This is a genomic window from Kitasatospora sp. NPDC024654, assembly GCF_055559155.1.
The window spans coordinates 23,756-37,403 of record NZ_JBVHLF010000031.1; the positions used below are offsets into that span (position 1 = coordinate 23,756).

At 74.4% G+C, this 13,648-nt stretch carries 12 protein-coding genes; 6 read left to right on the top strand and 6 right to left on the bottom strand.

All coding sequences use genetic code 11. The features are described 5' to 3' along the window. The first annotated feature begins 41 nt into the window (after positions 1 to 41). The 3 genes from ACZ38L_RS19710 to ACZ38L_RS19720 all read left to right on the top strand — a co-directional run bounded on the left by ACZ38L_RS19710 (position 42) and on the right by ACZ38L_RS19720 (position 2,956). Positions 42 to 863, top strand: coding sequence for a glycerophosphodiester phosphodiesterase family protein (locus tag ACZ38L_RS19710; protein WP_465694822.1), 822 nt, complete (start codon positions 42 to 44; stop codon positions 861 to 863). Between the two features lie 535 nt (positions 864 to 1,398). Continuing rightward, positions 1,399 to 1,857: an ATP-binding protein gene (locus ACZ38L_RS19715; RefSeq protein WP_465694825.1), complete on the top strand. Its 459-nt coding sequence runs from the start codon at positions 1,399 to 1,401 to the stop codon at positions 1,855 to 1,857. 118 nt (positions 1,858 to 1,975) lie between these two features. Then, positions 1,976 to 2,956, top strand: coding sequence for a DUF5926 family protein (locus ACZ38L_RS19720; protein ID WP_465694828.1), 981 nt, complete (start codon positions 1,976 to 1,978; stop codon positions 2,954 to 2,956). Between the two features lie 238 nt (positions 2,957 to 3,194). On the opposite strand, the gene ACZ38L_RS19725 is transcribed toward ACZ38L_RS19720, so the two are convergent. After that, positions 3,195 to 3,902 carry a bifunctional DNA primase/polymerase gene (locus tag ACZ38L_RS19725; protein WP_465694830.1) on the bottom strand — a complete coding sequence of 236 codons (708 nt, stop codon included), beginning with the start codon at positions 3,900 to 3,902 and terminating at the stop codon, positions 3,195 to 3,197. Positions 3,903 to 4,471: 569 nt separating this feature from the next. Here ACZ38L_RS19725 and ACZ38L_RS19730 point away from each other — a divergent pair. Both ACZ38L_RS19730 and ACZ38L_RS19735 read left to right on the top strand, forming a co-directional pair. Continuing rightward, positions 4,472 to 5,989, top strand: coding sequence for a PP2C family protein-serine/threonine phosphatase (locus ACZ38L_RS19730; protein ID WP_465694832.1), 1,518 nt, complete (start codon positions 4,472 to 4,474; stop codon positions 5,987 to 5,989). Between the two features lie 126 nt (positions 5,990 to 6,115). Continuing rightward, a complete protein-coding gene (locus ACZ38L_RS19735) occupies positions 6,116 to 7,618 on the top strand; it encodes an aminopeptidase P family protein (protein ID WP_465694835.1) in 1,503 nt (500 codons plus the stop codon). Between the two features lie 101 nt (positions 7,619 to 7,719). On the opposite strand, the gene ACZ38L_RS19740 is transcribed toward ACZ38L_RS19735, so the two are convergent. After that, positions 7,720 to 8,178 (bottom strand): rhodanese-like domain-containing protein, encoded by a 459-nt coding sequence (locus ACZ38L_RS19740; protein ID WP_465694837.1) that lies wholly within the window; start codon positions 8,176 to 8,178, stop codon positions 7,720 to 7,722. Positions 8,179 to 8,370: 192 nt separating this feature from the next. Between ACZ38L_RS19740 and ACZ38L_RS19745 the strand changes: the two genes are divergently transcribed. Further along, entirely contained in the window at positions 8,371 to 9,345 is a 975-nt protein-coding gene (locus tag ACZ38L_RS19745) for a helix-turn-helix domain-containing protein (protein ID WP_465695033.1), read from the top strand. 19 nt (positions 9,346 to 9,364) lie between these two features. Here ACZ38L_RS19745 and ACZ38L_RS19750 read toward each other — a convergent pair whose 3' ends face one another. From ACZ38L_RS19750 to ACZ38L_RS19765, 4 genes are all read right to left on the bottom strand, one after another. Then, a complete protein-coding gene (locus ACZ38L_RS19750; RefSeq protein WP_465694839.1) occupies positions 9,365 to 10,168 on the bottom strand; it encodes a MerR family transcriptional regulator in 804 nt (267 codons plus the stop codon). 78 nt (positions 10,169 to 10,246) lie between these two features. Continuing rightward, positions 10,247 to 11,419 (bottom strand): hypothetical protein, encoded by a 1,173-nt coding sequence (locus ACZ38L_RS19755; RefSeq protein WP_465695037.1) that lies wholly within the window; start codon positions 11,417 to 11,419, stop codon positions 10,247 to 10,249. A gap of 190 nt (positions 11,420 to 11,609) precedes the next feature. Further along, positions 11,610 to 12,794 (bottom strand): hypothetical protein, encoded by a 1,185-nt coding sequence (locus ACZ38L_RS19760; RefSeq protein ID WP_465694843.1) that lies wholly within the window; start codon positions 12,792 to 12,794, stop codon positions 11,610 to 11,612. A 203-nt stretch (positions 12,795 to 12,997) separates the two neighbouring features. Next, positions 12,998 to 13,537, bottom strand: a complete 540-nt coding sequence (locus ACZ38L_RS19765) for a GNAT family N-acetyltransferase (protein ID WP_465694848.1) — start codon at positions 13,535 to 13,537, stop codon at positions 12,998 to 13,000. Positions 13,538 to 13,648 lie beyond the last annotated feature (111 nt).

Below are 13,648 nucleotides of genomic sequence, written 5' to 3' on the forward strand. Positions count from 1 at the left end.
CCGTTGCATTCGAGCCACCCGGACGTCCTAGTGTTGGGGCCGTGACAACTCCCGACCTCTCCCGCACCTACCCCTCCCGCACCCCCTCGGCGGTCCAGGTGGTGGCCCACCGGGGTTCCTCCGCCGCCCTGCCCGAGCACACCCTGGCGGCGTACCAGCGGGCCCTGACGGAGGGCGCGGACGCGGTCGAGTGCGACGTCCGGGTGACCGCCGACGGCCACCTGGTCTGCGTCCACGACCGGACCGTCACCCGGGTCTCGAACGGCCGCGGCACGGTCTCCGGGCAGACCCTGGCCCAGCTGTCCGCGTACGACTTCGGCTCGTGGAAGGCGGACGCCGCGGGCGGCCCGGCCCGGCAGCCGCTGCTGCGCCTGGAGAGCCTGCTGGAGCTGGTCGCCGACTGCGGGCGCCGGGTGGATCTGGCGATCGAGACCAAGCACCCGGTGCGCTTCGCCGGCCGGGTCGAGGCCAAGCTGCTGCGCGCCCTGGACCGGTACGGGATCGCGGCCACGCCGAGCGACGACGAGCGCCCGCACGCCCGGATCATGAGCTTCTCGGCGGCCGCGCTGGGCCGGGTCAGGGCGGCCGCCCCCGACTACCCGCGGGTCTTCCTCTTCGAGCACACCCTGCCGCTGCGGCTGTGGCCCGGCGCGGGCCTGCCGGCGGGCGCCGCGATCGCCGGACCGGGCATCGAGCTGGTCCGCCGGCAGCCCGACCTGGTGCCCCGGCTGCGAGCGGCCGGCCACCGGGTGCACGTGTGGACGGTGGACGAGCCGAAGGACGTCGAGCTCTGCCTGGACCTCGGGGTGGAGGCGATCATCACCAACCGGCCACGCGAGGTGCTGGCCGAGCTCGGCCGCTGAGTCGTTCGGCGGAGCCCGCCACCGAGCCGCTCCGGCAGGGCTCCCGTGCCGCGAATTGGCGTACGCGGGGCGCGGGCGGGGGTGGCACGGCGGCCCCGGCGTGCGCAATCCCGCTCCCCTGGTCGACGCAGCGTAATCAGTTAATCACCATTTGCGCACAGCGTGTGGCCGCCCTCGAGGTAACTCGACAATTGACCGGCCACGATCGGAGCCGTCTGTTTCCGGCCCATTCCCCCGGGGCATCCATCCCTCGGCAAACGCTGAAGGAGGTCCGGGGGTGGCGTTGATGGTGGCGCGCGAAGTGCCGACTTCATCGACCATGGCGGTGCCGCACGGTCCGGCCAGTGTCGGGGCCGCACGGCGCCGCCTGAGGCGGGATCTGGGCGACCGGGAGGTGCCCGACACCGTCATCGATGACGCGGTTCTGATCCTTTCCGAACTGCTCAGCAATTCCTGCCGCTATGCGCGGCCACTTGCTCCGTTGCTGGATCTCGACGGGGGGGTTGGGGAGGAATTCCTGGAGCGGTCGGATGATTTGCGGAACTCCGCGGAATCCGAACCGAACGAGCCGGACGCCGGGGCGCAGGCCGCGGCGGAGGCCGCGGCGGAGGCGGCCGAACTGGACGCGCTGCTGGTCGGCGCGCCGGTCGGGGCCCGGCACGCGGTCCGGCGTGCGGCACGGCGTGCGGCACGGCGGGCAGCGGACGCCCGGGGCGTCCACTCGGCCCACCGCGCCCCCGGCGTGCCGGAGGACCAGGGCGGGGTCCTGGTGCGCTGGCAGGTGCACCCGGACGGGCTGCTGACCCTGGAGGTCACCGACGGCGGCGCGGCCACCCGGCCGCAGCCGGCCCGGCCCTCGCTCACCGCGAAGGGCGGCCGGGGGCTGAGCATCGTCGGTCGGCTGGCCACCGACTGGGGGGTGCGGGACGCGCCGGGCGAGGTGACGGTCTGGGCCGCGCTGTCCGCGTACACCGAGCACGCCCGGTCGGCCTGACGGACCGTGGCGGAACACGGGGGGCCGCGGGGAGTCCTCGAGGGCACGGCGGGCGGGGGAAACCTCAGTAGGCTGCCCGGGAGACAAAAGACACCACCGTTCCCGGGAGAGCCGCACCATGGCCAAGAAGGCCGCCAAGAAGTCGTCCCAGCCCAGCCGTCCCGGCGCGTCCGCCGGCAGCGTCCCGGTGGTCGGGGCCCGCGAGGCCTGCCCCTGCGGCTCCGGCCGCCGCTACAAGGCCTGCCACGGACGGGAGGCGGCGCACGCCGTCCAGGAGCTGGTGCACCGTCCGTTCGAGGGACTGCCGGGCGAGGCCGACTGGGTGGCGCTGCGTGAGCTGGTGCCGGCGGCCACGGTCGAGCTGACCCTGGCCGCCGGCGTGCTGGAGAGCACCGAGGGCGAGGTGCCGTCGGTGACGCTGGCGACCGTGCTGCCGCTCGCCTGGCCGGCGCTGCGCCGCCCGGACGGCTCGATCCTGCTCGGCCTGCAGACCCAGTCCTCCTCCGGCGACCTGAGCCGCGACCTGGCGGACGCCCTGGAGCAGGCGCTGGTCACCGAGCCGGGCAGCCCGGTGCCGACCCGGCGGGCCGCGCCCGGCCGTCGACTGCAGGAACTTCTCGACCCGAAGGCTGAGTTCACGCCCGTCGTGCACACCGGCTTCGAGTTCTGGCTGGAGGACGCGGAGTCCGCCACCGGCGAGGTGGCCGCCTCGCTGGAGCGCGCCAACGCCTCGGCGATCCCCACCGAGAAGCTGACCGGCGTGGACTCGGCCTACTGGTGCGGCACCCCGGACAAGAACCACCTGCGCTGGGTGATGACCGTGCCGGAGGAGCAGCTGCTGGACGCGCTGGCCCGGCTCTCGGCGGCCGGCGAGGCCTCGCTCGGCGAGGGCACCAAGCTGGTCGGCTCGTTCCGCGCGCACGGGCTGACCGTGCCGGTCTGGGACCTGCCGACGCAGATGTCGGCCGCCGACTGCGAGAAGCCCGCGGCGGCCTTCGCCGAGCGGCTGGCCGGCGCCCTGACGGTGCGCACGGAGCTCTCCGGCGACGAGCGGCGGGCCCGGGCGAATCTGGTGAACCGTCAGGTCACCCTGAACTGAACGGTGCTGGGCTGGCAAGATCGTTTGACCGCCCGCAGTATGACTCCGATCACATTCCGGCCCGATAACCCGGGTTCCGGGGCGTCGGGCCGTGCAGGGAAATTGGCTACAGCGCCAATCCTTGTTACTGTCTAAACAGTCCGGTCGCTGGTGCATCCCCCGTCGCCAGCGGCCGGATCTTCCATTTCCGGGGCCGGACCGCCCGTCGGGGCGCCCGACAAGGCCGCCGGACACCCCCTCAGTAGGTCAGCCGGCTGTCGTCCGGCGCCGCCGTTCCGGCCGCCACCAGCGCCTCCAGCAGGCTCGCCACCCGCGGCAGCCGAACGCCCCCCTCCGGCCGCGCCACCGGCCGCCGCACCCAGCGCACCGCCGCCGCGCCACCCGTCCCGGTCCGCGAGGGCGGCAGCACCAGATAGCCGTCCGGCCCGTGGTAGCGCACCGAGGTCGGCACCTCGCCCGGCCCACCGCCCGGCCGCAGCGTGGGCTCCTGGGCCGCCAGCAGCTCGGCCAGCTCGGGGTAGGAGAACGGTGCCACCAGCAGCGCGTACCGGGTCGGGGTGGCCAGCACCGGGCCGGTCGGCACCCGCAGCGCGTCGAAGTACGCGAGCAGCCGCGCCCCGGCAGCGGCCGGCAGGCTCACCGCCGACACCACCCGCCCGGTCGGCACCAGCACCGGCGCCTGCGGGCTGTGCTGCTCCCACCACCAGCGCACCATCCGCGCCTCGGTGGTGGCCGCCAGCAACGGCTGGTCGGCCGGGTGCGCGCCGGGCACGGCGCACAGCGGGTTGCCGCAGGAGCAGGAGACCTCCGGCGGCGCGCCGGCCGCCGCCCGCTCCACCACCACCGCTCCCGGCACCACCGGCCAGCGCCACCGCTCGGCACAGGTCAGCGCCGCCCGCAGCAGCGCCTGCCGGGTCCTGCGGTGCTTTCCGGGCTTCTCACGCATCACGATCGTTCCTCTCCGCGACCGGGTGGATCAAGACCATCGAGACCATCGAGACCTGACCTGACACGGCCGGGGAGCCGCAGGCCTGCTCAGAGCGACCGCTCGGGCGCCGACCGGGCCCGGTACCACGTCGGCCGCGCACCGGGCAGGCCTTGGGCACGACCGTGGAACGAGAATCCCTCATGCGACCGGATGGACGCGCTCCGGCGTCCACCGGTTCCACCGTACGAGTGAGTGACTTCTGGTCAGCGAGGTCGCCGGCGGGGGGACCCCTACGATCCGGGCAGGGTCCGGCGGCCTGATCGGCGCTGCTCCGTTGGCCGGCGCCGCTCTGTTGCCGGCACCGCTCCGTTGGCTTCTGCTCTGGTTGGCTTGTGCCCGCTGGCCGGGTGCTCCACTCCCGGACGGGCCGCACCGGGCCGACGCAGAACCAGCCATCCGGCAGGGGGCCGATCCTGGACATGTCCCGACCGTCCTGTGTAGAAGTGGGGCACTATGAGCGGTTTGGCAGGACCCCGCACCCGGGTCCCGGGTGCCGGGCGACACGTACCAGTGCTGGGAGTTGCGGCATGAGTGACAACCTTCCGTCCGCCGCCGACCGCAGCACTGGCCCCGGGCCGGGCGACCCCGCCGAGGCCGAGGGCGGCGCCGAGCCCGCGCCAGCCGGGCCGGGCGGGCTGGCCACCCTGCTGGAGCCGCCGCAGCCCGCCACCGCCTACCGGCCCGCGGACCGGCTGGCCGCGCTCGACTGGCTGTGCCGGCACACCGAGCGACTCGCCCAGGCCCGCGACCTGGCCGGCACGCTGACCGCGCTGCTGGAGTCCGGCGCCGACCTGCTGGGCGCCCGGCGGGCGCTGCTGGTGCCGGTCGCCCGGGAGCGCACCGACGGCGGCGCGGGTGGCGCGGGCCGCGGCCCGTACGGCGGCCCGGACGGCTCCGACGACCTCGACGGGCCGGACCGGGCCGGCTACGGGCCGATGGTCGGGCTGGGCCTGGACCAGGCGGCGCTCGGCACGCTGGAGACCGTGCCGATGGAGGACGGGCCGTTCGCCGGACTGCTGCGCCCGTTCGGCCGCCCGCGCCAGCTGCTCCACCCGGACCTGGCCGCCGAGCCGGCCCTCGGTCCGCGGTTCCGCGAGGTGGCGGCCGCCCTCGGTCTCGGTGCCTGCTACGCGCTGCCACTGGCGACCGCCGAGGACGGCCCGCTCGGCGCCGCCGTCTGGTTCTTCGACGGCCCCGCCGAGCCCACCGCCGAGCAGCAGGAACTCGCCCGCCGGTACTGCTCGTTCGCCGCCCCGCTGCTGGCCGGCCGGCTGCTCGCGGAGCGCCGCCGGCGGGCCAGCGACGCGCTGCGCCGCGGCCTGCTGCCGGACCGGCTGCCCGAGGTCGCCGGGGTGCGGCTGGCCGCCCGCTGGGTGCCCGCCGGTCTCGACCTCTCGGCCGGCAGCGACTGGTACGACGCGATCGCGCTGCCGGACGGCACGATCGGGCTGACCGTCGGCAGCGTCTCCGGGGACGGCCCGGGCGCCGGTCCCGGCTCGGCCCCGGGCGCGGCCACCGCGATGGGCCGGGTCCGGGCGGCGCTGCGGGCCTACGCGGTGCTGGAGGGCGAGGACCCGGTCTCGGTACTCGGTGACCTGGAGCTGCTGCTGAAGACCACCGAGCCGGCCCGCACCGCGACCGCGGTCTACGCCTGGGTGGAGCCCACCGAGCGGCGGGTCACCCTCGCCGGGGCCGGGCACTGCCCGCCGGTGCTGGTCACCCGCTACGGCGCCGGCTTCGTGGAGACCTCGCTCTCCGCGCCGCTCGGCATGCTGAGCTGCTGGGAGGCGCCGGGCGTCGAGCTGACCGCCGACCGCGGCGACCTGCTGCTGCTCTACACCGAGGGCCTGGCCAGACGCTGCGGCCCGACCCTGCGCGCCGGACAGGCCCGACTGCGCAAGACCGCCGCGGACGCCCCGCGCGAGCTGCGCGGCGACCCCGACCGGCTCTGCGCCCACCTGCTGACCAGCTGCCTGGACGCCGGCGACGGGCCGGCCGGCCACGCGACCGACGACCTGGTCCTGCTCGCCGTCCGCTTCGAGTAGCGGGCGGCGGGTTTCGGCGGTCTCCGAACGGTTGATCGGGCGCCCGTACCATGGGACCGACGGCCGCCCAACCGCGTCGCGATCCGATGCGTCCGGGGCGGCGAGACTCGCAAGGAGGCGACGTACGTGACCGAGGACCGTACCCCGGCAGCGGCCGACAACCCCGAGGGGGCCGGCATCGAGGAGGGCCAGGAGGAGCAGCCCATCAAGGGCCGCAAGAACGGGCTCTACTCCGAGGTGTCCGACGAGCTCGCCGCTTCGATGAAGTCCGGCTGGGCCGACACCGAGCTGCGCGACCTGCGGCCCGTCGAGCAGGCCCCGTACGCCGCCCGGCGGCGGGCCGCGCTGAGCGCCGCGTTCCCCGGCGAGCGGATCGTCGTGCCGGCGGGCAACCTGCGCACCCGCTCCAACGACACCGAGTACTCCTTCCGCGCGGCCAGCGAGTACGTGCACCTCACCGGCGACCAGAGCGAGGACGCCGTGCTGGTGCTGGAGCCGCGTGACGGCGGCCACACCGAGACGATCTACCTGCTGCCGCGCTCCAACCGGGAGAACGGCGAGTTCTGGCTGGACGGCCACGGCGAGCTGTGGGTCGGCCGGCGCAACAGCCTGGCCGAGGCCGAGCAGCTGCTCGGGCTGCCGGCCCGGGACGTCCGCAAGGCCGCCGAGGAGCTGGCCGCCGCCGACCCGGCGGTGCCGACCCGGATCGTGCGCGGTTACGACGCCGGCCTGGAGGCCGCCGTCGAGGCGTTCACCAGCGCCGAGCGGGACGAGCAGCTGAAGACCTTCCTGAGCGGCCTGCGGCTGGTCAAGGACGACTGGGAGATCGGCCAGCTGCGCGCCGCCTGCTCCTCCACGGTGAACGGGTTCACCGACGTGGTGCGCGAGCTGGGCCAGGCCGTGGCCACCTCGGAGCGCTGGATCGAGGGCACCTTCTGGCGCCGCGCCCGGGTCGAGGGCAACGACATCGGCTACGGCTCGATCTGCGCCGCCGGCCCGCACGCCACCACGCTGCACTGGGTGCGCAACGACGGCGACGTCCGTCCGGGCGAACTCCTGCTGCTGGACGCCGGGGTGGAGACGCACACGCTCTACACCGCGGACGTCACCCGCACGCTGCCGATCAACGGCAGCTTCAGCCCGTTGCAGCGCAGGATCTACGACGCGGTGTACGAGGCGCAGGAGGCGGGCATCGCGGCGGTCAAGCCGGGTGCGCGGTTCCGCGACTTCCACGACGCCGCGCAGCGCGTGCTGGCCGAACACCTGCTGGCCTGGGGCCTGTTGGACCCGGCGGTGTACGACGTGGAGAAGGTGCTGGAGCTCGGTCTGCAGCGCCGCTGGACCCTGCACGGCACCGGTCACATGCTCGGCCTCGACGTGCACGACTGCGCGCAGGCCCGCCGCGAGGACTACGTGGACGCGCTGCTGGAGCCCGGCATGTGCCTCACCGTCGAGCCCGGGCTGTACTTCCAGCAGGACGACCTCACGGTGCCCGAGGAGTACCGCGGCATCGGGGTGCGGATCGAGGACGACATCCTGGTCACCGCCGACGGCAACGAGAACCTCTCGGCCGCGCTGCCGCGCCGCGCCGAGGAGGTCGAGGCCTGGATGGCCGGCCTGACCGCCTGAGTTCGCGACCGCTGCCGTCCACGGGTGAACTCCCGTGGACGGCAGCGCGGTTGACGACTCCAGGCCAATCCGCAACGCACCGGGCCCCAGCGGAGCGGGCTTCAGCAGACCAGGCCGAGGTCGGCCGGGGTGGCGGTCTTCGGGTCGACCGGGCGGCGGCCCTCGGTCGGCCAGCCCTCGCGGATCCAGTACTCCAGGCCGCCGATCATCTCCTTGACCTCCCGGCCGAGCGCGGCGAGCCGCATCGCGGCCTTGGTCGAGCCGTTGCAGGCCGGGCCCCAGCAGTACACCACCAGCAGGCCGGGCGGGAGTTCGGCCACCTTCGCCGCGGTGAGCCCGGCGAGCGGCAGGCTGAGCGCGCCCGGCAGGTGGGTGCGGCGGTGGGCGCCCTCCGCGCGGACGTCGAGCAGCGTGAAGTCCCGCCGTCCGTCGCGCAGCGCGTACCAGACGTCGGCCGGGTCGGCCTGGCAGCCGAGCCGCTCGGCGAAGAAGGCGAAGGCGCGCTCGGGGGCGGGTGAAGGGATCGCGGTGACGGGCGAGTTGGCGCTGGCGGTGGTCATCTTCGTTCTCCTGGGGGGCGGTTGCCGGCACGCTCCGGCCATGCCCTGATCATCGGGCCCGGCCGCCCGGCCGGGACAGTGGCGGGAACGACTACACTCGCCAACATCCCGCCAAGCGCCTCAGGGGGACCGATGGCCGAACCGCGCAGCCCACAGCCCGTCCCGGTGACGATCGGACGCCGCCCCGAGCCGGTGCACACCGTCGCGGTGTACGCCTTCGACGGCATGGCGCCGTTCGAACTCGGCGTGGTGGTCGAGGTGTTCGCGCTGGCCCGGCCCGAACTCGCCGGGCTGTTGGCCACCCCCTGGTACGGCCTCAAGGTCTGCGCCGACCGACCCGGTGCCCAGCTGGCCGCCCTGGGTGGCCTTTCGCTGGTCGCCCAGCACGGTCTGGACGAACTCGCCGCCGCCGACACGGTGATCGTGGCCGGGGTGCCGAACCCGTTCGGCGGCGAGGTCTCCCCCGGCCTGGTCGCGGCGCTCCGCACGGCGCACGAGCGCGGCGCCCGGATCGTCTCGATCTGCTCCGGCGCCTTCGCGCTGGCCGCCGCCGGCCTGTTGGACGGCCGGGAGGCCACCACGCACTGGCGTTACGCACAACTCCTCCAGCAGCGACACCCGCTGGTCCGGGTCAACCCGGACGTGCTGTACGTGGACGGCGGCGACCTGCTGACCAGTGCGGGCAGCGCGGCCGGCATCGACCTCTGCCTGCACCTGATCCGGCGCGACCACGGCGCCCGGGTCGCCAACACGGTGGCCCGCCGGTTCGTCGTGCCGCCGCACCGGGACGGCGGGCAGGCCCAGTTCATCGAGGCCGCGGTCAAGCCGGTCGAGGAGGACGACGGGATCGCCCGCAGCATGCAGTGGGCGCTGGACCACCTCTCCTCACCGCTGACCATCTCGCTGCTGGCCCGTGCCGCGCGCATGTCCGACCGCTCCTACCTGCGGCACTTCACCGCCCGGAACGGGACCAGCCCGATGCGCTGGGTCGTCACCCAGCGCATCGCGGCCAGCCTCCCGCTGTTGGAGTCGTTGGACGGCACGGTCGAGGAGATCGCCGCCGCGGTCGGCTTCGAGAGCGCCGCCACCTTCCGACACCACTTCGGCCGCACCATGCGCACCTCACCCACGGCCTACCGGCGCACCTTCGGCCGCGGGGTGGCCTGAGGACCCGGCCGGCCCGAAGCTACCGCGCCGAGCCGGCGGCCTCGGCCCGGTCGGCGTTGGCGACGATGGCGTCGTGCAGCCAGCGGGCCAGGCCGGGCGCGCTCTTCTCGAGGTTCGCGGTGAACCGCGGGTCGCCCACGTACATCCCCGCCATGCAGCGGTGCATCGAGTGGCCGCAGTCGTAGTAGTACTCGCTGATCTGCAGCCGGTGGGCCTCGGCGAGGTCCATCGCCGGACCGCTGTCGGGTGCCACGCCGGCGGCGATGGCGGCGGCCATCCGCCCGGTGAGGGCGTCCGTCTCGGTCTGGATCCGCTGCCAGTCCTCCTTGGTGTAGCGGCCGGTGCGGCGCTGCGACTCCTGCCAGGCCGCGGTCTCGCCCCAGCGCTGCTCGGCCTCGCTCTCCCAGCTCTCCCGGTAGTCCGGGCCGAAGACCTCGAACTTCTCCTCCGGCGTCAGCTGAATGCCCATCTTCTCTGCCTCCATGGCGCGTTCGACGGCCGCGGCCAACTCCTCCAGGCGACCGATCCGCTCCCGCAGCAGCCGACGCTGGCGTCTGAGGTGCTCGATGGGGCTGGTGCCCGGGTCGTCGAGGATGGCCGCGATCTCTTCCAGGGAGAACCCGAGTTCGCGGTAGAACAGGATCCGCTGCAACCGGCCCAGATCGGCGTCGTCGTACCGGCGGTAGCCGGCCGTGGTGCGCCCGCCGGGGCACAGCAGACCGATCCGGTCGTAGTGGTGCAGGGTCCGCACGGTGACCTTGGCCACCCGGGCGACCTCGCCGACCGAGTAGCCGGCCGTCCGGAGGCCGGTGGAACCGCTCATCGGGGTGCTCCCTCCTTGCTCGAGCACCACTCTCGACCCTGACGTCACGTGAGGGTCAAGCGGCAGCCGTGCCGGACCTCAGCCGGGCGTGGTGGCCAGCGTGTGCTCGTGCCGCGGCTTCGGCAGCCCGCGCCGGCGGCCACCGCCCCGGCCGCCCGTACTCCCCCGGCCGCGACGCGGCGGCTTGCTGGGCCAGAGCAGCACGTACGCGGTGGAGATCACCACGAAGGCCAGCCGGACGAACCCGCGCGCCGGGTCGGACGGGATGAAGAGCGTGCCGCCGTAGAGCGAGACCAGGGCGATCCAGCTCCACCAGGGCACCAGCCGGCGCTGGCCGACCGCGTCCCAGAGCAGCGTGCCGAGCAGGATGGAGGCGGTGTAGTAGGTGTACACGCTCGGATCGAGCAGGATCCGGGCGTTGGCGCCGACCAGCACCACGGCCGGCCAGCGCCCGCGGCGCACCGCCAGGGTGCCCAGGCCCATCCCGATCGCGAACTGGGCGGGCCGGTCCCACACCGGCGTGGACGGGTCCGAAACGCCCAGCCAGCGCAGCGAGGAGGCCGGCTGGTTGGGGATGGTGAACTTGGCCGCCGCCATCGAACCCAGGTTGCCCAGGTAGAACGGCAGCCAGGCGGCCGCGATCAGCCCGCTCATCCAGAGGAAGGTGCGCAGCCAGACCGGCCGCGGCAGGGCCAGGATCAGCGGCACGAAGGAGATCGCCCACGGTTTGGAGTCGACCGCGAGCGCCAGGTAGATGCCCACCGCGGTCGGTTTGTTGCGGACCAGGGCGTGCACCGCGAGCGTGGTGAAGAAGAGCGCCAGCACGTCGTCGAGGTGCGCGAAGCGGACCGAGACCTCCACCCACATCGGGATGAAGGCCAGGCCGGCGATCAGGATCCGCTGCTGCAGCCGGCGGTGGTTGGTCCCGGTGCCGCGGTAGTACCAGGCGGCCGTCCGGCCGACCAGCACCAGCATGATCAGGCCGAGCGCGGACATCGTGCCCTCGGCCAGGATCTGGCCGACCTTGTCCGGGAACGGTGAGAAGAGCCTGGCCGCGGCCAGGCTGACCGGGCCGATCTGCAGCTCGGGGTGGTGCGCGTAGAGCGAGAGGCCGCCGTCCGGCTGGTTGGCGAAGAGCAGCTGCTCGCCCTGGCGCAGGTAGTGCCAGGAGACGCCGCCGCTCGGCTCCACGATCACGAACCAGATGATCGTCCAGAGAGTGAGCAGCGCATGATGACGGCGGACGGGCAGACTCGCGATCCGACCGGTGTCAGCACCGTAGTCGGTCGTCGCCTCCTCTTCGCTGGCTTCGCGCACCTGTTCCTCTTCCCCGCACCGGCCCCCTCGGCCGAACATCCTATGCGATCAACAGGAACGGCAGGCCGACGTCGAGCCTTCGGCCGGCCAACGTAGAGGAGACAGCAGGTCAGCGGGGTGGCCGTCAGGCGTGGTCACCGGCCTTGCGGCGGCGCAGCGCCACCAGGGTGCCCGCGCCGATCACCAGCGCCGCCGCGCCGCCGATGGTGAGCGGCATCGCGTCCCCGCCACCACCGGTGAAGGCCAGGCTCTGCTGGTCGTTGCCGGGCGCCGCGGCCTTGGCGCTCTGCACCGCACCCGAGGCGATCGGCAGCGGGGTCGACTTCGGCGGGGTGACCGGGAACGGCACCGGCTGGTCGGTGGTGGACGAGGAGGACGGCGCCGGCGTGCCGGGCGCGGTCGTGGTCGGCGCGCCACTCGTGCTGCTGCTCGCGCTGGGGCTCGCCGACGGCGGGGTGGAGTCGCTCTGGGTCGGCGAGGGGCTGGCCGGGCCGGTCGGACCGGTCGAACCGGTCACGGTCGGTGACGGGCTGGCCGGGGCCGAGGTGCTCGCGGAGGGCGAGGGTGAGGGCTTGCCGGTGTCGGTCGGGGTGCCGGTCGGGTGCGGGTGCGGCTTGTGGGGCGGCAGGATGCAGAAGAAGTCCGGCTTGCTCGAGGCCAGCTCGCCGGCCTGGGTCGGCTGCTTCTGGGCGTCCACCGGCGCCCAGTAGGCCACGAAGGAGGCGGCGGCCGGACCGGTCTGGGCGTCCGCGGGCAGCTTCAGCCGGAGCTGGATGGTGATGGACTGGCCGGCCGGGACGAACTGCAGGCCGGACCCGGCCGGCTCGCCGCTGTCGTCCAGCGAGTCGAGCACCAGCAGCTCGGAGTCGTTGGGGGAGATCGTGGCCGGCTGCCAGCCGCCCTTGCGGTACCGGTAGTCCAGGGTCAGCGTGCCGAGGCCCAGCTGGCCGTCCCGGGTCGCCAGCGCGACCGTCGGGTAGAAGACCAGGTCGGAGCCGGTCTGGTTGGTGAGCGAGACGCTGAACTGGGTGGCGCCGCCGCCGGCGGTGACCTGCCGGGCCAGCCCCTGGACCTTGAGCGTCGGCTCGGCGGTCACCGGCGTGCCCGCGTCGGCCGCGGTCGGCGAGGCGTCGGAGCCCGGCGTGGCGTCGGCCGACAGCGACGGAGCGGCGGTGGGCGCGACGTGCCGCGCGTTCGACGGCTTGGCCGACGGCGAGGTGCCGGTCACGGCCAGCGCACCCTGGGCCCCCGTCAGCACGACCGAGGAGGCGAGGGTGGTGACGGCCGCGAGGGCGAGACTGCGACGCATGGGGTGAGCACCTCACGAGGATGTGCGCCCGGCCCGGGACCCGGCGAAGCGCGACGGTGTCTCAGCCGCGCCGGGGCGACCGGTGCGGCTGACAGTTCGGGCGGACCTTAGCGGACCAAGCTGGGAGCCCGGAAGCGAGTTCACCGGAAACTCCCAGCCTCCACACCTCATCCAGCCCGGGCCGCACGGGTGTTGGCGGGTGGTCAGTCCACGATCGGTATCGCGCGGTCCGCGTACTGGTACAGCATGTCGCGGTGGAACGGGTCCAGCCGCACGCCGTGGTCGATCAGCCCGAGCCGCTCGGCCACCGCCCGGGAGCCCGCGTTGTGCTGGTGGATCCAGGCCACCACCGGGACCTCCGGGGAGTGTTCGTGCGCGGCGGCCAGCGCGGTTCGGGACAGTTCGGTGGCGTAGCCGTTCCCCCAGTGCTCGGTGGCCAGCCGGTAGAAGAGGTTCCAGTAGCCGCGCCCGGTGAGCTGGACCCCGCCGACGCCGACCACCGTGCCGTCGGTGCGCAACCGAGCGACCCAGTAGCTCAGCCCGTCCGCCCAACGGGCCCGGGCCCGTTCGATCCAGTCCCGGGTGACCGCCGGTTCGGCGTGCCGGCCCTCGGGGAGGTGGCGCCAACCGTCCGGGTCGGAGTTGATCGCGTGGAGCGGGTCGAGGTCGTCGAGGCGGACGGCACGCAGCTCCAGCCGCTCGGTCAGGACGTGGTGGGGGTGGTCGGTGGATCGCTCGGTCATCCGGCGAGCGTAGGACCGGGCTCGGGGGGGGGGGGGGGGGGGGGGGGGGGGGGGGGGGGGGGGGGGGGGGGGGGGGGGGGGGGGGGGGGGGGGGGGGGGGGTGGGGCGGGG

Bases quoted from the DNA above. Each gene is read 5' to 3' on its own strand.
- ACZ38L_RS19720 (WP_465694828.1), top strand. From the start codon at position 1,976: ATGGCCAAGAAGGCCGCCAAGAAGTCGTCCCAGCCCAGCCGTCCCGGC.
- ACZ38L_RS19725 (WP_465694830.1), bottom strand. From the start codon at position 3,902: ATGCGTGAGAAGCCCGGAAAGCACCGCAGGACCCGGCAGGCGCTGCTG.
- ACZ38L_RS19730 (WP_465694832.1), top strand. From the start codon at position 4,472: ATGAGTGACAACCTTCCGTCCGCCGCCGACCGCAGCACTGGCCCCGGG.
- ACZ38L_RS19740 (WP_465694837.1), bottom strand. From the start codon at position 8,178: ATGACCACCGCCAGCGCCAACTCGCCCGTCACCGCGATCCCTTCACCC.
- ACZ38L_RS19750 (WP_465694839.1), bottom strand. From the start codon at position 10,168: ATGAGCGGTTCCACCGGCCTCCGGACGGCCGGCTACTCGGTCGGCGAG.
- ACZ38L_RS19760 (WP_465694843.1), bottom strand. From the start codon at position 12,794: ATGCGTCGCAGTCTCGCCCTCGCGGCCGTCACCACCCTCGCCTCCTCG.
- ACZ38L_RS19765 (WP_465694848.1), bottom strand. From the start codon at position 13,537: ATGACCGAGCGATCCACCGACCACCCCCACCACGTCCTGACCGAGCGG.